Origin of the sequence: Vibrio coralliilyticus (assembly GCF_024449095.1) — a bacterium.
Taxonomy (GTDB): Bacteria; Pseudomonadota; Gammaproteobacteria; order Enterobacterales; family Vibrionaceae; genus Vibrio; species Vibrio coralliilyticus_A.
The window spans coordinates 3,228,439-3,248,277 of record NZ_CP024627.1 but is presented as its reverse complement, the minus strand read 5'-3'; the positions used below and the strand labels follow the sequence as shown (position 1 = coordinate 3,248,277).

Genomic DNA, 19,839 nt, shown 5'->3' with positions numbered 1-19,839 from the left:
ATTATAGGTTAGCACTAAGGTGAGAAAATTTTTGCCGTGGTGATCTCAGATCCACATTCATTCGTCAAAGTGTTATGGTGTGGAAATGATATAGTTCATTGAAGTTCATCGAGTTAATTAGGAGTGATAAATGCTTTCACAGGCAATGGTTGATCAATTGAATGAGCAAATTAATCTCGAATTTTTCTCATCCAATCTATACTTACAAATGAGTGCTTGGTGTGAAGACAACGGTTTTGAAGGTGCTGCTGAATTTTTACGTGCGCATGCCGTAGAAGAAATGGAGCACATGCAAAGACTATTCACTTACGTGAGCGAAACAGGTGCGATGCCAATTCTAGGGGCGATTGATGCTCCAAAGCATGAGTTCGGCAGCCTAGGCGACGTCTTCCGTGAAACCTATGAGCATGAGCAGATGATTACTCAAAAAATCAATAAGCTGGCTCATTTAGCGTTTACATCTCAAGATTACTCTACTTTCAACTTCTTGCAGTGGTACGTCGCTGAGCAGCACGAGGAAGAGAAGTTGTTTAAAGGGATTTTAGACAAGCTAGAGTTAGTGGGTGAAGATGGTAAAGCACTGTTCTTCATTGACAAAGACCTAGCAGCTCTAGCGAAAGAAGGTTCATCTTCTATCATGGATGCCCCTGCTGAATAATGTTCAGCTAAAGACTTTCTAGGCAGATCGTCTTTTTCTTCTGGGCTTCGTATAGAAGGTGTAGGGAGGAAAAGATGATCAATGCTGATACTATTCTATTCACGCTGATGCTAGTGACTCTAGTCAATATGGCTAGGTATCTAACTGCGCTGCGTTCTCTTATCTACATCATGCGTGAAGCGCATCCGCTGCTCTATCAGCAAGTCGACGGAAATGGCTTCTTTACCACTCATGGTAATGTCACTAAACAAGTGAGGCTGTTCCATTACCTGAAGAGCAAAGAGTACCACCATCATCACGATGAAGTGTTTACCGGTAAATGTGAGCGAGTGAGAGAGCTCTTTATTCTCTCAACTTCACTGCTTGGAGTGACGCTATTTGCGGCGTTCATCTTATAACGGGTGATTTGGCAAGCGCTGCATTTGCCGTTAGAATAGCGCCGAAACTGGCTAAGGATGTGCTAAACGCACATCCTTTTTTATTGGATTTTGGTTGAGAAAAGGTCATGACGGAAAAGTTTGATGTGGTCGTCATCGGTGCAGGTGCGGCTGGCTTGATGTGTGCTGCAGAAGCAGGTAAGCGTGGGCGAAAAGTGCTTGTGCTGGATCACGCTAAAAAACCGGGCCGAAAAATCCTCATCTCGGGCGGCGGTCGCTGTAATTTCACTAACTACGATGTCTCAGCCAAAAATTACTTATGTCGTAATCCACACTTCGTGAAGTCAGCATTGGCCCAATACACCAACTGGGACTTTATCTCGATGATCTACAAGCATGAAATCGAGTTTGAAGAGCGTGACCATGGCCAGCTGTTCTGTGTCGGTGATTGCGACTCGAAAGACATCGTCAAAATGCTACTTGCAGAGTGTGATTTGCCGACGGTCGAGCAACGTTATCGTCAGGACATTCACCATATCGAAAAAACCGACACGGGCTTTGAGCTTCACGCTAATACCGAGGTGATTGAGTGTCACTCCTTGGTGGTAGCGACTGGCGGATTGTCGATGCCAAAACTGGGCGCGACGCCCTTTGGCTACAAAGTAGCAGAGCAATTTGGCTTGCCTGTGTTGCCGACGACGGCGGGCTTGGTGCCGTTTACCTTACACAAAGAAGATAAAGAGGATTTCGCTGAGCTGTCCGGTATCGCGATTCCTGTCGAAATCACCACGCAAAGCAATACAACCTTCAAAGAAGCCTTGCTGTTTACTCATCGCGGATTATCTGGACCTTCTGTCCTACAGGTCTCGTCCTACTGGAAGCCAGGCGAAGCGGTAACTGTGAATCTTGTACCGGATGCAGATATTGATACTTTGCTGATCCGCTCTTTGGAAAAGCACCCGAACCAAAGCCTGAAAAATACCTTAGCCAAAGTGTTGCCGAAGCGCTTAGTGGAAGTGCTGATTGAACGTAAAGTGCTGACAGATATGCCACTCAAGCAGTTTGGCGTTCATCAGCTGAAACAGATTACCCAGCAGCTAGAAAACTGGACCATCGCACCCAACGGAACAGAAGGCTATCGCACTGCAGAAGTAACACTAGGTGGCGTTGATACTGATCACTTGTCGTCAAAAACGATGGAATGCAAGGATGTTAAAGGCCTGTATTTCATTGGTGAAGTAATGGATGTGACAGGTTGGCTCGGAGGTTACAACTTCCAGTGGTGCTGGAGCTCAGGCTTTGTTGCTGGCCAGTGGGTATAAATTCTCACGAATAAAAAACGGAAGAGTGGGGAGCTCTTCCGTTTTTGCATATTGGCCTATGGGCAAGTTATTTAGCTGGTGTAATGGTCAACTGAGCATCACCGAAGCCAAGAGCCTCGAGTTCTTGTGCATCGAAGTTAGTGGTGACTTCGATATCACCGATTCGTTCACTCACCAGAGCTTCCGCTGAGCGTTTGACGCGGCTGCCTTGTGCTGCAGTGCCAATCGGTGTGGCTTGACCGATTTCGATCGTGCCAGCAAATTGAGATTCGGCGTAGAAATCCCCAGAGACGTAAGAGTAAAACGGACGTAGGCTGGCTCCTGTTGCGTACTGCATGTTACCTAAACCATTCTCGTTGATGGCCCAGCTCCAATCCCACCATTTGACTTCACCAGGAATATAGCGGTGATCCCATTGATAACGGATATCTGCGGAGTGTTCGCTACCGCGTCCCATCGTAAAGGTGTGTGCTTTGTAAGGGCGGTTGTCAGGATGAGAATGCCACGCGTTGCCACCCCAGCGTAGGAAGCCATTAAATTCGACATCGTAGCTGATATCCGCGCCAAAGCGATACGGATAGGAGATGCTCGAACGGTACAACTCGACACGAATTGGGATTTCAGAATTTGCAGGTACGGTTGGTCTTGCTTGAAGCGTCACCTGCTCGCTGGTGGAGCCACCATTCGTGTTAGCGAAACTTTGATTGGCTTCTAGAGTGATGGTCAGTTTGGTGTCACCGACCAAAGGCCATTTGAAGGTGTTTTCTGTCGATACCTTCTGAGCAAAACCATAGCTGTTGGTTTTAGACCAGTTGGTAGACTCATCCACTTTCAGATCCACTACTACTTGTTGCGGGATATCACTGTTGTTGCGGGCGACTGCCGTCACGGTTTTTACCAACTGACGATCCGACTCAGTCACAGTGCCGTGCCAGAAATCGCTGTCGTTAAGAGTATAGGCAAAGTTATCGACGGTGATTTTGGTTTTCTCATCACAGCGATAGCCACTGCATGAGCCGTCATTGTTGCCTTGAATTACCCAGCTGTCACCTTCACGCCTGACATCCATATCTTCGCCGACGTATTGGCTATGGTTACCGCCAACCCAAGCGTATCCGAGATAATGAGCAAGGTAGCTTAATGGACGAACAAAGTTGGAGTGATCAGTTACCAGCTCATACTGAATGTCCAGTTCATCACCTTCTGGGATGGGTTTAGAAGGGTAGTTTGGAATTTCAGACAAAGCGTTGTCAGGGTAGCACCAAGTGCTGCTATTGGGGTTATCCTGCTTGATTTGACCATGGTAACCAGAGCCCATTATCACCCAGTTGTCCTTTAGTCCTGCGATTTGCCACTGACCCATGCGAGAAACAATGTAGTCCTTTTGCTCAGAGGCTTCGAATCGATCGATAGGGCGGTAGCCAGAACGGCAGACATCTTCACCCAGTTGATCAAGTACTAACTGATCAGGGTAAATCTTGGCTTGTGCGCCTGCAGAGAGAACGGAAAGTACCGCTGCTGATAACACATGTTTTTTCACCGTAGACATAGACGTTTCCTTTCGTGATTTTTCTTAGTTTTATGAAGTTGTGTTGTCATTATTGGCTGCTTATCAAAGCAACAGGTTTACCTTTCCATAGTCATGTAATTTACAATACTGAAAAGAGTTGAATTTTATTTCTATTTAAATTCAATTGGTTGAATTGTGTTATTTGTCATTTTTATGTAATGAAAATCATCGCTGATTGATGGGTGTGATCTTGCTTCGATGGGATTTAGAAAAATTGTGATGTGTTTAGGTAGGAGGAAGAACAGGAGGACCTGTACTGGCTAAACCATGGGAAGATAACGCTTAGGCTGGTGAGCTTTGTCGATGTTTATCGCTTAGCCAGCAGTTGAACTCGGCCTGTTTGCCTATCACGCACAATCACGAAACGGTCAGTGGAATAAAGAATATCGATATCAAGTGTGTAAGGGTCGTCATTGAGCAAGAGGTAGGGCGAAATGGTCGCATCGTTCATCACGGGGGTTAACGTTTGTACCGAGAGCAGGTTGATGATACCAGACAATGAAAAACCAAACTGACGGAATGATTCCGCTTGGCCCTGAAAACGAATCACAATCGGCTGATCCATATTCTCATCTTGAAGCGAGGCTAAATGCACCACTTGGTTGTTTTCAATTCGTGTCAATCCATCAGAGCGGAAGACTCGATTGTTAGGCTGAATATGAATTTCACTGTGTTGATAGCGATTATCTTCAATACGATTTGACCAAGGTAGGCTTAAGACAGTCGAGAAGACAATCGCGGCAATCACTAGTGTTAGGTAGGGGATCATAGTTGCCCCTCCTGTACAAAACGTTCAATCTGAGCCGAAACTTGTTTGAGCTGACTGGGGGCGTAGAAGATATTGATGGACTGTCGGCGCTGTTTATCTAGCCATGAGAGTTCAGAAAAGTGCTCGTTTTTCTCGATATAAACCACGCAATCACACTGGTTCTTCGATAAAAGCTGACGCAGTGGCAGGCTAAGTCGAGTTTGTGGCTCTGTAAAGACTTGTAGCTGTCCTATGGTGTGCTGAGTCAGATACTGATCACTGGGAATGTCTTCCCAACGCCATCCGTGCAGCTTGCTTAAAGCCAGAATGCCTGATGCAAACAGTAGTGCAATCGCTACAACATAACACAGTGGCGATTTACACTCCTCAAAAGACAGCTTGAATTTAAGAGAGTGACTTGATGGTGTTGCAGTTAGGGGAGTGTTTGCTTCACGATTGATGGTTTGTGATGGAAGAGCGGCAGGTGCATACGCAATACAATGGCCTACCAGTCGGTAACCGACTTTAGGCACCGTCACAATCGGGGACTCTTTTGCGCCCAGTTTAACGAGGGCTTGCCTCAGTGTACTAATGCTTTTCGCCAGTGAAGTCTCGCCAATATACTCGCTGCCCCAAGCATGTTGAACGATGTCGTGTTTTTTGACGACCTCAGGGGAGTGCTTGAGTAGCAGGTCAAGTACCTGCGCTTCACGATAGCCAATTCTTATGACGCGTTGCTTAGTCGAAAGCTTATTCTGAACGGAGTGGAATAGAATCATACAGCCAGCTTTTTATAGTTATTGTTGTCATCTCAATTCTTATTGAGAGGATCAATATACTATTACGACAATGCGAACGCATGAATATTTTTTGATCAATTATTCAGTTTTTCTTATTGAATTTATCGCTTGTTTTTCTGCTAAGCCCTCTTGATCGGGAAGCGTGATATTGTGGCTATCCCTCTTTTGCTGAATTTCTATCCTATAGTAAATGAGGACAGAACTTGTTGAAGGAGTGGTATATGAGCTATCAAGCGCTGATCTCAAGAATTAATGAATTACCCAGAATCGAAAGTGTGCTTCAGGAATTGCTGGAGATGGTGAACAGGGAGCAAATTGATTTTGGTGAACTGGCAAAGAAAATGGCCATGGATCAGGTGTTGTTAGCGCGTGTGTTAAGGATGGCAAACTCAGCGCAATTTGGTGGTGTAAAAGGAGTGTCGAACATCAACGATGCGATTGTGCGCATTGGTGTCGGCGCGATTCGAAATTTGATTTCATCATCTATTCTCGCCTCCACCTTTCCCAAATTGGAAACTCTCAATATTAAAGATTACTGGGCCAGTACCTTTGAGGTTGCAACTGTTGCCAGTACCATCGCTAAGGACGTCAAAGTGGACCCTAATGAAGCGTTTATTGCCGGCATACTACATAATATTGGAGAGTTGATGATCCACTCCTTAGAGCCTGAAAAAGCGTTGGAGATAAGCCGTCGGGTTGCAGAAGGAGAGAATCCAGTTGAAGTGCAAAGAGAAGTGCTCGGTACGGACGCACAGCAATTGGGGGCGGCCTTAGCGGAAAGCTGGAAGTTTCCCTCAGAATTGATTGATGCTATCGCCAATGTGAATCATCCAAGCAAGGCGGTGGAATCAAAAAGGCTCGCCTGCTTAATGTTTTTAGCTCGCGATATTGACCGTAAATGGGATTCCATGCTCAGTATAGATGAGAAGCAAGGGTATTTGAGTCGACACAAAGCCGCAGCGGCATTGCGTGTTTCTCCTGACCTCACTGGAAAAATTGATGAGGTACGAGGTCAGGGAAGTGAGATGGCTTATCAATTGTTCTAATAATGTTAATTGGTTGATTGAGTGAGATCTTTTTTGCCCAATTTGATCTGCTGGATCACCAATCCTGTAATGATCAGAAGCAAACCTATCAGAGTGGTCGGGTGAATATCTTCACCAATAACTGTGGCAAGCAGCGCCAGAGAAATAAACGGTGAAGCGAATATCAGATTGCTGATACGCGCGGTGTTTTGTGTCAGTTTGAGTGCGCTGAGCCAAAGGACGAAAGTCACTCCCATTTCAAACAAGCCCACATAAGTCACCGCTAACCAACCTTGTAATGAGATGCCACGCCAATGAGCGCCTTCATACACACTCAGAGCAACTGCAAACGGGATCGCCACTAAGAAGCCAAGCAAGACGCCGACGATAGGGTCTGCCTTGTTTTTGGTATTCAGGATCCAATAACTGGCCCAAAGCAACGTAGACAATAGAGCTAACCCAACACCCACGGGGCTTTCAAAGCTCAGCCCCAGTATGTCACCTTTAGTAGCGATCACGATGACGCCAAAATAACTCAATGTACACGCCAGCCAATCTTGTTTGCGGATCTTCTGACCGAGGAAGATGGCTGCCATCAAGGTCAGTGTAATTGCCCAGCTATAGTTGATCGCTTGTGCCTGTGAGGCAGGAAGTAAGTCATACGCTTTGAACAGAATCACGTAGTAAGCCAGTGGATTGATCAACCCGAGTAACAAGTAATACCAAGGGTTGGCCATGAAGGTGCTTGATAGCGAAGATAGCTTACCTTGGAATAGGCATACGGCTGTCAGAGCCACAGCTGAAACTACGCTGGCAGCGGTTAGCATTTGTATTGGAGTAAATTCTGCGAGAGTTAATTTAAAAGCGGTGGCAACGGTAGACCACAGTAAGACGGCAGACAAAGCAAAACCTAAAGCACGTCGCTCGTTCATGATGTTCCTTCATTAAACCAACACTCGAGTTGTTGGTGATTGGCGGTGAGGTGAATTAAAGAGCGCTTAGTCTAGCTGTTCGATATCTGGTCGACAAACTGGACATTTATCCAGTGGTAAAATACCATTGAAACAGTACTTGAAATAAGAGTTAAACCTTGATTATGCAATGGATTCTGGACAACCAAGCCCTACTTATTAGTGTTATAGGCAGCGCTGCAATCAGCGGGCTCGGAGTTGGTTGGTGGATCAGGCAGAAAATGCGTTTTGATCAACAACTTCTCAAACAGCAGCTTGAGTCCAATCAACAGCTCGCTAATACGCAAATTACCCAGTTAAAAAAAGAGCTTGAGCAAGCCTATCAGGAGTTGGATGAGCTGGATAGTGAGCGAGACAAAGCTGCCTATGAGTTAAAACAGTCTCATGGCAAGCTGATGGCGGTGCTGGAAAAGTTACGCTACTTCGAGGCGGTTAAGCAAGAACGTGAGCAATACGCCAAGGAGTTAAACCACAGCCGCGATCAGAAAGCGCAGCTCGAAGCTCAGCTCAGAGAGCAAGAAGCGCGTCATGAGGAAGAAAACAAAGCCAATCGCGACAAACTGCAATTGTTAGAGCAGGCCGAAACTCGTCTAAAGCAACAATTTGAACACCTTGCGAATCAGTTGTTTGAGGTGAAAACTGCCAAAGTTGATCAACAAAACCGCCAGAGTCTTGAAGGTTTGCTCACTCCACTCAAAGAGCAGTTAGAAGGCTTTAAGAAGCAGGTCAACGATAGCTTTACGGTGGAAGCGAAGGAGCGCCATACCTTAGTCCATGAGCTGAAAAACCTACAACGCCTCAATGAACAGATGACGCGTGAAGCGGTTAACCTCACCCAAGCATTAAAAGGCGATAACAAACAGCAGGGTAACTGGGGTGAAGTGGTACTTGCCCGAGTATTGGCCGAGTCTGGATTACGCGAAGGGCACGAGTACCAGACTCAGGTTAGCTTGCAAAATGAAGCAGGTAAGCGCTATCAGCCGGATGTGATTGTCCACTTGCCGCAAGATAAACAGGTAGTAGTCGACTCTAAAATGACGCTGGTGGCGTATGAGCGTTATTTCAATGCGGAATCTAACTCTGAGCAGGAACAAGCATTAAGTGACCACTTACTATCATTAAGGTCACATATTAAAGGGTTATCACAAAAAGATTATCATCAACTGAAAGGAATCCAGAGTCTCGATTACGTGCTGATGTTTATCCCTGTTGAGCCAGCGTTTCAGGTTGCGATTCAGGCTGACCCCGATCTGGTGAAGGATGCGATGGAACACAATATCATCTTAGTTAGCCCAACCACTTTACTAGTGGCATTGCGTACGATTGATAATCTATGGCGCAATGAACGACAGAATCAAAATGCACAAATCATTGCCGAGCGAGCCAGTAAACTGTATGACAAGCTGCGCCTGTTTGTGGACGATATGGAAGGTCTTGGTGCTGCGTTGGACAAGGCCAATCAGAGTTATCAAGGCGCGATGAACAAGCTTGCGACTGGTCGAGGCAATGTGATTCGTCAAGCAGAAAGCTTTAAGCAACTGGGAGTGGAGGTCAAAAAGCCAATATCGCCGAGTCTGACGGAGCTGTCTCAGTATGATGGGCTCACAGAAAATAATGCGCTGAGTGAAAATGATTCTATCGCGGAAAGACATCCGGCTGAGGATAAAGTAAACTAATCGCCCCGCAGCGCTCAGCCGTATTTATTCATAGCGTTGCTCGAAGAGGAATCATCATGACGGATACAAGCGTGCAGTCGAATACAGCTTTAGAATCAAATGAAACCACGCATTTTGGTTTCACCACGGTAGCCAAAGAAGAGAAAGTCGCCAAGGTCGCAGAAGTATTCCATTCTGTTGCCGCCAAATACGACATCATGAATGACTTAATGTCCGGTGGTGTGCACCGTCTTTGGAAGCGTTTCACGATTGATTGTAGTGGAGTGCGCCCGGGTCAACGTGTGCTGGACTTAGGTGGGGGGACGGGTGATCTGACGGCGAAGTTCTCTCGCATTGTCGGTGAAAAAGGTCATGTGGTTCTGGCTGATATTAACAACTCAATGCTCAATGTGGGACGCGACAAACTGCGTGACAAAGGCATTGTGGGTAACGTGCATTATGTTCAAGCTAACGCCGAAGAACTGCCTTTCCCAGATGATTACTTTGATGCCATCACTATCAGTTTCTGTCTGCGTAATGTGACAGACAAAGACAAAGCACTGCGCTCGATGTTCCGCGTTTTAAAACCAGGTGGCCGCCTATTGGTGCTGGAATTTTCTAAGCCAGTACTCGAGCCGTTATCGAAAATTTACGATGCCTATTCTTTCCATCTGCTACCCAAAATGGGCGAGCTGGTGGTGAATGATTCGGAGAGTTACCGTTATCTGGCAGAGTCTATCCGCATGCATCCAGATCAGGAAACGCTCAAAGGCATGATGGAAGAAGCGGGTTTCGACAAGACCAGCTACTACAACCTGACTGGCGGTATTGTTGCGCTGCACCGTGGTTACAAATTTTGAGGTTAGAGGATTGCTATGCCATTTGAACCTCTTGTCACTGCTGCGATTGAATCGACTCTCAATACATTGATTAACGACGACCCAGAGTTAGGGCGTCGTCTTTCCCGCCTTAAAGGTCAAGTGATTCAAGTTCACCTTAAAGAGCTTAATAAGACATTGACCTTTGTGTTTAGCCAACAAATTGATGTGTTGGCTCATTATGAAGGGGAACCGGATTGCTATCTGTCACTTAACCTTTCTGTGCTACCTGAACTGCGTGAGCAGTCGAATATCACCAAGCTGATCAAACAAGATAAAGTGATCTTGGAAGGGGATATTCAGCTAGCTCAGAAGTTTTCTCAGTTAATGACAGATTGTAAGCCAGACATCGAAGAGTGGCTTTCTCGTGTGACCGGGGATGTCGTAGCGCACAGCTTAGTACAAGGCGTGTCGAACCTTGGCCAGTTGGTTAAAACCAAAGCAAACAAGCACCAAAACCATTTGGCACAGGTTATTACCGAAGAGTGGAAACTGGCGCCTGCACCACTGGAAATAGCCCATTTCTGCGATCAGGTGGATGAGGTTACAAGCCAAGCGGCTCGTCTTGAAGCCAAGTTGAATCAATTACTGGAGCGCGCATGACTCCGGCAGAATTAAAACGCCTCTACCGTATTATCAAAGTTCAGCTCGAATATGGACTGGACGAGCTGTTGCCTAATCATCAGTTAACCAAAGCGCCTTTGCTTGCTCGTAAAGCCCTATTCTGGATTAAAAAACAACATGCGGACAAAGAGTTAGGTGAAAGGCTACGCCTTGCGTTGCAAGAGTTGGGGCCAGTATGGATTAAGTTTGGTCAGATGATGTCGACCCGACGTGATCTCTTTCCTGCTCACATTGCTGACCCACTGGCGTTACTTCAGGATCAGGTTTCTCCTTTTGATGGCCAATTAGCTAAAGAGCAGATTGAACAGGCGTTGGGGGGACCACTGGAAAATTGGTTTAGTGATTTCGATATTACACCACTGGCGTCAGCTTCCATCGCTCAGGTCCATACTGCCAAGCTCAAATCAACTAACCAAGAAGTGGTATTAAAGGTTATCCGGCCAGATATTCGTCCGGTCATTGATGCAGATCTAAAACTGATGTATCGAATGGCGCGTATAGTCGCCAAAGCTTTACCTGAAGCACGTCGTTTAAAACCCGTCGAAGTGGTGCGCGAGTATGAAAAAACCTTACTCGATGAATTAGACTTACGACGAGAGGCGGCAAACGCGATTCAGTTAAGAAGGAACTTTGAAGGCAGTGAAGAACTGTACGTTCCTGAAATAATTACTGATTTTAGTAATGAAACTGTAATGGTTTCTGAGCGAATATACGGCATCCAAGTTTCGGACATTGAAGGCTTGAAAGCCAACGGCACCAATATGAAGCTGCTGGCTGAGCGTGGCGTGAGTGTGTTCTTCACTCAAGTCTTCCGTGATAGCTTTTTCCATGCTGACATGCATCCGGGCAACGTGTTTGTAAGCCCTGATCATCCACATAACCCAAGATGGATTGGTTTGGATTGTGGCATTGTTGGCACACTAAATAGCGAAGATAAGCGTTATTTAGCGGAAAACTTCTTGGCGTTTTTCAATCGAGATTATCGCCGTGTTGCCGAGTTGCATGTTGAGTCGGGTTGGGTTCCACGTGAAACGAACATCGACGAGTTTGAATTTGCTATCCGCGTAGTGTGTGAGCCCATTTTTGCTAAGCCGCTATGTGAGATTTCATTCGGTCATGTACTACTGAATCTGTTCAATACTGCTCGCCGTTTCAATATGGAAGTTCAGCCCCAGTTGGTGCTACTGCAAAAGACATTGCTGTACGTGGAAGGTTTAGGTCGTCAGCTTTATCCTCAGCTTGATCTTTGGCAAACTGCGAAGCCATTCCTTGAAGAGTGGATGATGAATCAGGTTGGCCCGCAAGCCGTGATAAATGCGATCAAAGATCGTGCGCCGTTTTGGGCTGAGAAGTTGCCTGAATTGCCAGAGCTTCTATATGACAGCTTACGCCAAGGCAAGATGATGAATCAGCGTATGGACCAGCTCTATCAGGGTTACCGTACTACGAAGCGTCAGCAGGCAACGGGGAAATTTTTATTTGGTGTTGGGGCCACATTAGTCGTATGCTCGGCAATATTGGTCAACAGCCCGTACGAGCAGTTATCGATGGCCACGGCTATTGGCGGTGTCACATTTTGGCTGCTCAGTTGGCGAGCTTATCGTCAATAGACGTTAAACTCTTGAAATAATTTGTTTAATAAGACCCGAGGTATAGAAAATGGGTGGTATTAGTATTTGGCAACTTTTGATTATTGCTGTCATCGTTATTCTTCTGTTTGGTACTAAGAAACTACGTGGTATCGGTGGTGATCTGGGCGGCGCAGTGAAAGGCTTCAAAAAAGCCATGAGCGATGAAGAGCCAGCAAAAAAAGATGCGGACTTCGAGCCAAAAAATATTGAACAGCAGAAAACAGATACTTCTGCTGAAACTAAGAAAGACAAAGAGCAGGCATAACACGTGTTTGATATCGGTTTCTGGGAACTGGTATTAATATCTGTCGTCGGGTTAGTGGTTCTTGGCCCTGAGCGTTTGCCTCATGCTATTCGTAGTGTGTCCCGATTTGTCGGCGCGGCGAAAAAGATGGCAAACAGTGTGAAAGATGAGCTTTCACATGAACTGAAAGTTCAGGAACTGCAGGAAAATTTGCGCAAGGCTGAGAAAATGGGGATGGAAGACCTATCACCAGAGCTGAAGTCTTCTGTTGAAGAACTTAAGCAGGCCGCTCAAGATGTGCAACGCCCATATGCGAGTAAAAGCGACTCAGCACCTCAAGGTGCTGAAACGGAAGCGGATAAAGTACAATCCATTCCTGACGCCAATGACTCAGTGGCTGCTGTAGAGACTCTTGATACTCAGGCAGCGCCTCAGGCAGATAAAAAAGCCGAATAGTCTCGCATTAGGGGAGCTGCTGCTGTGCAGCTCCTTTTCGATCTTTTAGAGTAGAGGTTTTCATGTCTTCTGTTGAGCAGACACAACCTTTGATCAGCCATTTGCTGGAATTGCGTAACCGCCTGCTTCGGGCGATTGTTGCGGTGCTGGTGGTTTTTGTTGGCTTGATCTATTTTGCGAATGACATCTATGAGTTTGTCTCCGCGCCACTCGTTGAACGCCTGCCGGAAGGTGCAACGATGATTGCAACGGATGTTGCATCGCCTTTCTTTACCCCACTTAAACTGACTTTAATAGCGTCAATCTTTATTGCGGTCCCCTTTATCCTTTATCAGGTCTGGGCATTTGTTGCGCCTGGGCTATACAAACATGAACGGCGCTTGATCATGCCGCTGATGTTCTCTAGCTCACTGCTGTTCTACTGTGGCGTGGCCTTCGCGTACTTTGTGGTATTCCCACTGGTATTTGGCTTCTTTACGGCGATATCACTGGGCGGCGTAGAGTTTGCCACGGATATTTCCAGCTACCTCGATTTCGTTCTGGCGTTGTTTTTGGCCTTTGGCATTGCTTTTGAAGTACCGGTGGCGATCATCCTGTTGTGCTGGACGGGGGCAACCGACCCGAAGAGCCTAAGTGAGAAGCGACCGTATATCATCGTTGCTGCATTTATTGTCGGCATGATGCTAACGCCACCAGATATGATTTCGCAAACCTTGCTGGCGATCCCAATGTGCTTATTGTTTGAGGTTGGCTTGTTCTTTGCGCGCTTCTATGTGCGTAAGAATGATGAACAAGAGCAGGAAGAAGCTGGAGAATAGGCGTTCAAATCAGAAAAAGGCTTGCCAAGTGGCAAGCCTTTTTTGTACTACAACTGGAATAGCTTAGTCGCGTTGGACGTGGTGATGGCATCGACTTGGTCGACACTGATGCCACGTAAATCAGCGACTCGCTGGGCAACCAAGGATGTGTATGCAGGTTCATTGCGTTTGCCACGGTGTGGCACTGGAGCTAGGTAAGGGCAGTCGGTTTCAAGAATGACATAGTCCATATCCAGCGACGGAATGACTTTGTCCATGCCACCATTTTTAAACGTCGATACACCACCCAAACCGAGGTGAAAGCCTAATCCATTGATTGCTTTGGCTTCTTCTACACTGCCACCAAAACAGTGGAATACGCCAGACAACGAGCCATCTTGTTCCTGTTCAAGCAGCTGAAGTGTTTCTTCAATAGAGTCACGGGTGTGGATGACGACAGGTAGCTTCATCTCTTTGGCCCAGTTGAGCTGGGTGACAAAGGCCATTTCCTGCTCGGCTTTGTAGGTTTTATCCCAGTAGAGGTCAATACCAATTTCGCCTACAGCAATAAAGTTGTGTTTCTCAAACCAATGGCGAATCACCTGCAGTGTCTGTTCAACATTGCCATCGACATAACATGGATGAAGGCCCATCATTGAGCGACAAACTTGCGGATAGGCTGCCTCAGTCTCTAGCATCGGCTCAATCGACTCCAGATCGATGTTTGGCAACAGGATTTTGTCTATCCCCTGAGCCAAGGCTCTCTCGACGACTTGGTCGCGGTCACTATCAAATTCGCTGGCATAAATATGGGCGTGTGTATCGATCATGGTTTGTCTCTGTAAAGCTTGCTTGGCCTGAGTATACGGCAGTGTGAGCATTTGGTCATTTCTTGCATTTTTACTGCTTGCGGCTAGCGTCATTACGCAAGAGTGATATCATGCAAATCAAGCACTTTCACCACACAAGGAGAACAGAGTGTCAGTTTCCATTCAAGGTCAGTTCCCTGGCCGTCGTATGCGTCGTATACGCAAGCATGACTTTAGTCGTCGCCTTATGGCTGAGAATCAATTAACCACAAGCGATCTGATCTACCCAATGTTTATCTTGATGGGTAAAGACCGCCGTGAAACCGTTGAGTCTATGCCTGGAATTGAGCGTCTGTCTATCGACCTGATGTTGGAAGAAGCACAGTACTTAGCAAGGCTTGGGGTTCCAGCGATTGCGTTGTTCCCTGTGGTGAATCAAGATGCCAAAAGCTTGTGCGCAGCTGAAGCCTACAACCCTGAAGGGCTAGTTCAACGCGCGGTACGTTCTTTAAAAGAGCATGTGCCAGAAATTGGCGTGATCACTGATGTGGCTCTTGACCCGTTCACGACGCACGGTCAAGATGGCATCATCGATGAAGAAGGTTATGTTCTGAACGATGCAACGACAGAAGTTTTGGTCAAACAGGCTTTGTCTCATGCGGAAGCGGGCGCTGATGTGGTTGCGCCATCAGACATGATGGATGGTCGAATTGGCGCGATTCGTGAAGCGCTGGAAGAAGCAGGCCACATCAATACTCAGATCATGGCTTACTCTGCGAAATACGCATCTTATTACTATGGACCTTTCCGTGATGCAGTCGGCTCAGCGGGTAACCTTAAGGGTGGTAACAAGAAAAACTACCAAATGGATCCGGCCAACACTGATGAAGCGGTGCACGAGGTCGCGATGGATGTCAACGAAGGTGCGGACATGGTGATGGTCAAGCCGGGTATGCCATATCTTGATGTGGTGCGTCGTGTTAAATCGGAACTGCAAGTCCCGACGTTCGCTTATCAAGTGTCTGGCGAGTATGCGATGCATAAAGCGGCATTCCAAAACGGTTGGCTTAAAGAGCGTGAGACTGTGATGGAATCACTGCTTTGCTTTAAGCGCGCAGGTGCCGACGGTATCCTGACTTACTTTGCTAAAGATGTCGCTGAGTGGTTGGCAGAAGAAAATGCTCAGCCTGCTCAGTTTCTAAAAGACGCGGAATAACTCAGCTTACACATATTCAAAGGCTGGCTTGTGCCAGCCTTTGTTGTTTTAAGGAGAACCGATGAGCGTTGAATATCGACTTGGAACACTAGAAGAATGTGTTGAGATTGTCGCGACTATCGAAGAGTTCATACATAAAGAAAGCGTAGAAAGCTTGTCCGAACGATTAGACGGCAAGCGATACCTCATTCAGGTAGCTGAAGAAAATGGCCAGCTACTTGGGTTTAAAATTGGATATGAGATTGACGAAAACACATTTTATAGCTGGTTTGGTGGTGTATCACCTCTGGCTAGAAATAAAGGGGTGGCCCAGAAGCTACTCGATTATCAAGAGATCTGGGTCAAAAAACACACTTATTCTCAACTTAAGGTGAAATCTCGTAATCAATTTCCTTCTATGTTAAGACTCTTACTGAGAAATGGTTATCTAATTGAAAAGTTTGAAGTAAAAGAGCCTTTGATCGAATCAAGAATTCATTTCGTGAAGCAGTTGTAGCACTGTCATAAAAATTAAATGAGATTTTTTCTCATTTAGGGGTTGACGAGATAAATGAGAATAATTATTATTTATCTCGTCTTAGGGAATAAGAGAAGTTCACAAGGACGTCGAGTTACCAGATTCAACTTGGAGACGGTGATGACACTGAACTTAATTGAACTTGCACTAGTTCTTTTTGACACGACATTGCTCACATTGCTTCCAGTGTAATTTATAGCTTTATGGCAAAGCTAACTATTCAATTGAATAAGCTTTGACCCCTTTTTGCTAGGCGACATCGTTAAGATGTCGCTTTTTTTATGCTTAAAATTCATCGCTGGATAAAAGGACACCAATAGTCTTTTCCACAGTTAAGGATCGTTATTGGATCGATCTTATGGTGAACGATCTAAAACATTTGTATTATATTTCAATTGCTTGTGATGTTTTATTGCAGTTTTGTGACGAAATGTTGTGATAGTGGATAAATAGTATAAACAGAGTTATCCACAGGTGGAGGTGTCGATCAGGGGATTATTAACCAAATGTGTGAGTAGTGTACACAGAGTTAAAATGGATCCACTGAAAGAGTCATGGCATCCTAAGCAGATCTTAACTTCTTGGATGCTTAAAGACTATGGCTCATATTCCAGACAACCCGTTGATTTTGATTGACGGCTCTTCTTATCTTTACCGCGCATTTCATGCTTATCCGGGCACTATGAGTAATGGGGAAATTCCAACCAATGCAGTGTACGGCGTTGTGAATATGTTGCGCAGCATGATGCGTCAATTTGCTTCCGATCACATTGCCGTGGTCTTTGATGCCAAAGGAAAAACGTTCCGCGATGAGATGTATCCCGAATACAAGGCTAATCGTCCACCTATGCCTGATGATCTTCGCTGTCAGATTGAACCACTGCACAATGTCATTCGTGCTATGGGACTGCCTTTGATCTGCGTTCCTGGTGTGGAAGCGGATGATGTGATTGGGACATTGGCTCATCAAGCATCGCAAGCGGGTATGCCGGTCTTAATCAGTACTGGTGATAAAGATATGGCTCAGCTAGTCGATGACAATGTGACTCTGATTAACACCATGACCAACGTGGTCATGGATCGAGAAGGTGTGATTGAAAAATTTGGTATTCCACCTGAGTTGATCATTGATTACCTCGCATTGATGGGCGATAAGGTCGACAACATCCCTGGCGTTCCTGGTGTAGGTGATAAAACAGCGACCGCATTACTTCAGGGAATCGGTAGCCTAGAAAAACTTTATGAGAACCTCGATGATATTGCATCCCTTGGTTTCCGTGGTTCCAAAACCATGGCGAAAAAGCTGATTGATAACAAAGACAATGCTTTCATGTCTTATGAGTTGGCAACAATCAAGCTCGATGTCGAATTGGAAGAGAACTATGACACTCTAGTGAAGAGTGTGCCGAATAAAGATGAACTCGTTAGGCTTTATGGAGAGCTGGTGTTTAAGTCTTGGCTTAACGAGTTACTTGAAGGTGGGAATGGTGTGGTTGAAGCTGATGAAAAGTCGGGAGCGTCACAGCATGATAAGGCCCCTGAGCTCAGTGTTTCGGCCATTACGATTGATCGTAGCCAATATCAAACGGTTTTAGACAAAGACACGTTCAATGCTTGGTTAGACAAACTCAAGGCTTGTGATGTTTTTGCATTTGATACGGAAACGGACAGTCTCGATTACATGGTCGCTAACCTAGTTGGTGTTTCGTTTGCGACAGAAGAAGGCGTAGCGGCATACGTACCTGTGGCGCATGATTACCTTGATGCGCCAGATCAGCTTGATCGCGACTGGGTACTAGAGCAATTGAAGCCGATTCTTGAAGATGATGCTCAGGCGAAAGTGGGTCAGAATCTAAAGTATGATGCGTCTGTCTTGGCTCGATATGATATTGAGATGAAGGGCATAAAGCATGACACTATGCTCGCGTCTTACGTGTATAACAGCGTTGGCGGCAAACATGATATGGACAGTTTGGCACTGCGCTTCCTACAACATAGCTGCATTTCTTTTGAACAGATTGCGGGTAAAGGTAAGAAACAGCTCACCTTTAACCAGATTGAGCTGGAAGAGGCTTCCCCCTATGCAGCGGAAGATGCAGATGTGACGCTGCGTCTGCATCATCGCTTATCGGCCAATATTGAGCAGGATGAAAAGCTTAAGACTATTTACGAAGAGATCGAAGTCCCGCTGGTGCCAGTACTATCACGTATTGAACGCACAGGGGTGCTGATTGATGATATGAAGCTGGCGGCTCAATCTCAGGAGATTGCGCTTCGTCTCGATGAGTTAGAGCAGAAAGCGTTTGAAATTGCTGAGCAAGAATTCAACATGAACTCACCCAAGCAGCTGCAAGCTATCTTGTTTGAGAAGATGGGGTTGCCAGTGGTGAAAAAGACGCCTTCAGGCACGCCTTCCACCAACGAAGAAGTACTGCAAGAGTTAGCGCTAGACTATCCGTTACCAAAATTGATTCTTGAATATCGTGGTTTAGCGAAACTCAAATCGACCTACACCGATAAATTACCCAAGATGATTAACGCTGAAACGGGGCGTGTTCATACGTCTTATCATCAGGCGGTGACCGCTACGGGGCGTCTTTCTTCGACTGACCCTAACTTACAGAATATCCCAATCCGTAATGACGAAGGGCGTCGTATTCGTCAGGCATTTGTCGCGCCGCATGGTTACAAGATCATGGCCGTCGACTATTCCCAGATTGAATTGCGTATTATGGCGCACCTTTCAGGAGATAAAGCGCTGCTGGATGCTTTCCAGCAAGGAAAAGACATTCACGCAGCCACAGCAGCTGAAATCATTGGTGTGGACATAGAGCAGGTGTCAGCTGAACAACGTCGTCGTGCGAAAGCGGTCAACTTTGGTCTTATCTATGGTATGAGTGCTTTTGGTTTGGCAAAACAGTTGGGTATTCCGCGTGGCGAAGCACAGCAATATATGGATACCTATTTTGAGCGCTACCCAGGTGTGATGCAGTACATGGAAGACACACGCAGTGCCGCGGCAGAACAAGGGTATGTCGAAACCATCTTTGGCCGCCGTCTGCACTTGCCGGAAATAAAATCACGCAACGGCATGCGTCGTAAAGCGGCAGAACGTGCGGCGATCAACGCTCCAATGCAGGGGACGGCAGCGGATATTATCAAAAAGGCCATGTTGTTGGTTGATCGGTGGATTGAGCAAGAAGGTCAGGGTCGAGTGAAATTGCTGATGCAGGTGCACGACGAACTGGTCTTCGAAGTTCAGGAGTCAGCTTTAGCCGAAATTGAAAGTAAAGTACAAGAATTGATGGAATCAGCCGCTCAGCTTGATGTGCCTTTGATTGCGGAAGCTGGTCATGGTGATAACTGGGATCAGGCGCACTAGGCAAAAAATAGCCAAAATTCGCTAAATAACATGAGCCAGCGCCCAATCGCTGGCTTTTTTTTGATTCTAAAAAAGCCAGTGCTTATTAGTGCGTCTTGTAGTTTAATAAAATTTTAATGAAAAAAAATTACGAAAAGAGTTTTCATTTCTGACCAATTG

Annotated in this window: 19 protein-coding genes; 14 read left to right on the top strand and 5 right to left on the bottom strand. The window is 46.1% G+C overall.

Features of this window, described 5'->3' with window-relative positions:
* Positions 1 to 130 precede the first annotated feature (130 nt).
* The 3 genes from ftnA (at position 131) to CTT30_RS15310 (ending at position 2,357) form a co-directional block, all read left to right on the top strand.
* Positions 131 to 658, top strand: coding sequence for a non-heme ferritin (ftnA, locus tag CTT30_RS15320; protein WP_239838756.1), 528 nt, complete (start codon positions 131 to 133; stop codon positions 656 to 658).
* A 74-nt stretch (positions 659 to 732) separates the two neighbouring features.
* Positions 733 to 1,056 carry a universal stress protein UspB gene (uspB, locus tag CTT30_RS15315; RefSeq protein WP_239838755.1) on the top strand — a complete coding sequence of 108 codons (324 nt, stop codon included), beginning with the start codon at positions 733 to 735 and terminating at the stop codon, positions 1,054 to 1,056.
* A 107-nt stretch (positions 1,057 to 1,163) separates the two neighbouring features.
* On the top strand, positions 1,164 to 2,357 hold the full coding sequence (locus tag CTT30_RS15310; RefSeq protein ID WP_252035565.1) for a BaiN/RdsA family NAD(P)/FAD-dependent oxidoreductase: 1,194 nt from the start codon (positions 1,164 to 1,166) through the stop codon (positions 2,355 to 2,357).
* 67 nt (positions 2,358 to 2,424) lie between these two features.
* On the opposite strand, the gene CTT30_RS15305 is transcribed toward CTT30_RS15310, so the two are convergent.
* The 3 genes from CTT30_RS15305 to CTT30_RS15295 all read right to left on the bottom strand — a co-directional run bounded on the left by CTT30_RS15305 (position 2,425) and on the right by CTT30_RS15295 (position 5,454).
* Positions 2,425 to 3,906 (bottom strand): aerolysin family beta-barrel pore-forming toxin, encoded by a 1,482-nt coding sequence (locus CTT30_RS15305; RefSeq protein ID WP_252035563.1) that lies wholly within the window; start codon positions 3,904 to 3,906, stop codon positions 2,425 to 2,427.
* 328 nt (positions 3,907 to 4,234) lie between these two features.
* A complete protein-coding gene (locus CTT30_RS15300; RefSeq protein ID WP_252035561.1) occupies positions 4,235 to 4,696 on the bottom strand; it encodes a hypothetical protein in 462 nt (153 codons plus the stop codon).
* Positions 4,693 to 5,454: a winged helix-turn-helix domain-containing protein gene (locus tag CTT30_RS15295; protein WP_252035559.1), complete on the bottom strand. Its 762-nt coding sequence runs from the start codon at positions 5,452 to 5,454 to the stop codon at positions 4,693 to 4,695. The genes CTT30_RS15300 and CTT30_RS15295 overlap by 4 nt, the downstream gene beginning before the upstream one ends.
* 242 nt (positions 5,455 to 5,696) lie before the next feature.
* Here CTT30_RS15295 and CTT30_RS15290 point away from each other — a divergent pair, with 242 nt between their 5' ends.
* Positions 5,697 to 6,521 carry an HDOD domain-containing protein gene (locus CTT30_RS15290; protein WP_239838750.1) on the top strand — a complete coding sequence of 275 codons (825 nt, stop codon included), beginning with the start codon at positions 5,697 to 5,699 and terminating at the stop codon, positions 6,519 to 6,521.
* 5 nt (positions 6,522 to 6,526) lie between these two features.
* On the opposite strand, the gene CTT30_RS15285 is transcribed toward CTT30_RS15290, so the two are convergent.
* Positions 6,527 to 7,432 carry a DMT family transporter gene (locus tag CTT30_RS15285; protein WP_252035556.1) on the bottom strand — a complete coding sequence of 302 codons (906 nt, stop codon included), beginning with the start codon at positions 7,430 to 7,432 and terminating at the stop codon, positions 6,527 to 6,529.
* Positions 7,433 to 7,596: 164 nt separating this feature from the next.
* On the opposite strand from CTT30_RS15285, the gene CTT30_RS15280 reads away from it, so the two are divergent.
* From CTT30_RS15280 to tatC, 7 genes are all read left to right on the top strand, one after another.
* Positions 7,597 to 9,147 (top strand): DNA recombination protein RmuC, encoded by a 1,551-nt coding sequence (locus CTT30_RS15280; RefSeq protein ID WP_252035554.1) that lies wholly within the window; start codon positions 7,597 to 7,599, stop codon positions 9,145 to 9,147.
* A 56-nt stretch (positions 9,148 to 9,203) separates the two neighbouring features.
* Positions 9,204 to 9,986 carry a bifunctional demethylmenaquinone methyltransferase/2-methoxy-6-polyprenyl-1,4-benzoquinol methylase UbiE gene (gene ubiE, locus CTT30_RS15275; protein WP_252035553.1) on the top strand — a complete coding sequence of 261 codons (783 nt, stop codon included), beginning with the start codon at positions 9,204 to 9,206 and terminating at the stop codon, positions 9,984 to 9,986.
* Between the two features lie 15 nt (positions 9,987 to 10,001).
* Positions 10,002 to 10,607, top strand: a complete 606-nt coding sequence (locus CTT30_RS15270; protein ID WP_239838746.1) for a ubiquinone biosynthesis accessory factor UbiJ — start codon at positions 10,002 to 10,004, stop codon at positions 10,605 to 10,607.
* Positions 10,604 to 12,238 (top strand): ubiquinone biosynthesis regulatory protein kinase UbiB, encoded by a 1,635-nt coding sequence (ubiB, locus tag CTT30_RS15265; protein WP_239870067.1) that lies wholly within the window; start codon positions 10,604 to 10,606, stop codon positions 12,236 to 12,238. The genes CTT30_RS15270 and ubiB overlap by 4 nt, the downstream gene beginning before the upstream one ends.
* Positions 12,239 to 12,287: 49 nt before the next feature.
* Positions 12,288 to 12,524 (top strand): Sec-independent protein translocase subunit TatA, encoded by a 237-nt coding sequence (tatA, locus tag CTT30_RS15260; RefSeq protein WP_239870047.1) that lies wholly within the window; start codon positions 12,288 to 12,290, stop codon positions 12,522 to 12,524.
* A 3-nt stretch (positions 12,525 to 12,527) separates the two neighbouring features.
* Positions 12,528 to 12,959, top strand: a complete 432-nt coding sequence (gene tatB / locus CTT30_RS15255) for a Sec-independent protein translocase protein TatB (protein ID WP_239876801.1) — start codon at positions 12,528 to 12,530, stop codon at positions 12,957 to 12,959.
* Between the two features lie 62 nt (positions 12,960 to 13,021).
* Positions 13,022 to 13,777 carry a twin-arginine translocase subunit TatC gene (gene tatC, locus CTT30_RS15250; protein ID WP_239870007.1) on the top strand — a complete coding sequence of 252 codons (756 nt, stop codon included), beginning with the start codon at positions 13,022 to 13,024 and terminating at the stop codon, positions 13,775 to 13,777.
* Positions 13,778 to 13,824: 47 nt separating this feature from the next.
* On the opposite strand, the gene CTT30_RS15245 is transcribed toward tatC, so the two are convergent.
* The gene (locus CTT30_RS15245; RefSeq protein ID WP_252036657.1) at positions 13,825 to 14,586 is read right to left on the bottom strand and encodes a TatD family hydrolase; all 762 of its coding nucleotides are present in this window, start codon (positions 14,584 to 14,586) and stop codon (positions 13,825 to 13,827) included.
* A 148-nt stretch (positions 14,587 to 14,734) separates the two neighbouring features.
* Between CTT30_RS15245 and hemB the strand changes: the two genes are divergently transcribed.
* From hemB to polA, 3 genes are all read left to right on the top strand, one after another.
* Positions 14,735 to 15,781: a porphobilinogen synthase gene (hemB, locus tag CTT30_RS15240; protein WP_239838740.1), complete on the top strand. Its 1,047-nt coding sequence runs from the start codon at positions 14,735 to 14,737 to the stop codon at positions 15,779 to 15,781.
* A gap of 61 nt (positions 15,782 to 15,842) precedes the next feature.
* Positions 15,843 to 16,277 (top strand): GNAT family N-acetyltransferase, encoded by a 435-nt coding sequence (locus CTT30_RS15235; RefSeq protein WP_252035552.1) that lies wholly within the window; start codon positions 15,843 to 15,845, stop codon positions 16,275 to 16,277.
* A gap of 619 nt (positions 16,278 to 16,896) precedes the next feature.
* Positions 16,897 to 19,680 (top strand): DNA polymerase I, encoded by a 2,784-nt coding sequence (gene polA, locus CTT30_RS15230; protein ID WP_239876802.1) that lies wholly within the window; start codon positions 16,897 to 16,899, stop codon positions 19,678 to 19,680.
* Positions 19,681 to 19,839: the final 159 nt, after the last annotated feature.

Bases quoted from the DNA above. Each gene is read 5' to 3' on its own strand.
- CTT30_RS15245 (WP_252036657.1), bottom strand. From the start codon at position 14,586: ATGATCGATACACACGCCCATATTTATGCCAGCGAATTTGATAGTGAC.
- CTT30_RS15300 (WP_252035561.1), bottom strand. From the start codon at position 4,696: ATGATCCCCTACCTAACACTAGTGATTGCCGCGATTGTCTTCTCGACT.
- ftnA (WP_239838756.1), top strand. From the start codon at position 131: ATGCTTTCACAGGCAATGGTTGATCAATTGAATGAGCAAATTAATCTC.
- CTT30_RS15305 (WP_252035563.1), bottom strand. From the start codon at position 3,906: ATGTCTACGGTGAAAAAACATGTGTTATCAGCAGCGGTACTTTCCGTT.
- CTT30_RS15310 (WP_252035565.1), top strand. From the start codon at position 1,164: ATGACGGAAAAGTTTGATGTGGTCGTCATCGGTGCAGGTGCGGCTGGC.
- CTT30_RS15295 (WP_252035559.1), bottom strand. From the start codon at position 5,454: ATGATTCTATTCCACTCCGTTCAGAATAAGCTTTCGACTAAGCAACGC.
- polA (WP_239876802.1), top strand. From the start codon at position 16,897: ATGGCTCATATTCCAGACAACCCGTTGATTTTGATTGACGGCTCTTCT.
- CTT30_RS15290 (WP_239838750.1), top strand. From the start codon at position 5,697: ATGAGCTATCAAGCGCTGATCTCAAGAATTAATGAATTACCCAGAATC.
- ubiB (WP_239870067.1), top strand. From the start codon at position 10,604: ATGACTCCGGCAGAATTAAAACGCCTCTACCGTATTATCAAAGTTCAG.
- tatA (WP_239870047.1), top strand. From the start codon at position 12,288: ATGGGTGGTATTAGTATTTGGCAACTTTTGATTATTGCTGTCATCGTT.
- tatC (WP_239870007.1), top strand. From the start codon at position 13,022: ATGTCTTCTGTTGAGCAGACACAACCTTTGATCAGCCATTTGCTGGAA.
- CTT30_RS15280 (WP_252035554.1), top strand. From the start codon at position 7,597: ATGCAATGGATTCTGGACAACCAAGCCCTACTTATTAGTGTTATAGGC.
- ubiE (WP_252035553.1), top strand. From the start codon at position 9,204: ATGACGGATACAAGCGTGCAGTCGAATACAGCTTTAGAATCAAATGAA.
- CTT30_RS15270 (WP_239838746.1), top strand. From the start codon at position 10,002: ATGCCATTTGAACCTCTTGTCACTGCTGCGATTGAATCGACTCTCAAT.
- CTT30_RS15235 (WP_252035552.1), top strand. From the start codon at position 15,843: ATGAGCGTTGAATATCGACTTGGAACACTAGAAGAATGTGTTGAGATT.
- CTT30_RS15285 (WP_252035556.1), bottom strand. From the start codon at position 7,432: ATGAACGAGCGACGTGCTTTAGGTTTTGCTTTGTCTGCCGTCTTACTG.
- uspB (WP_239838755.1), top strand. From the start codon at position 733: ATGATCAATGCTGATACTATTCTATTCACGCTGATGCTAGTGACTCTA.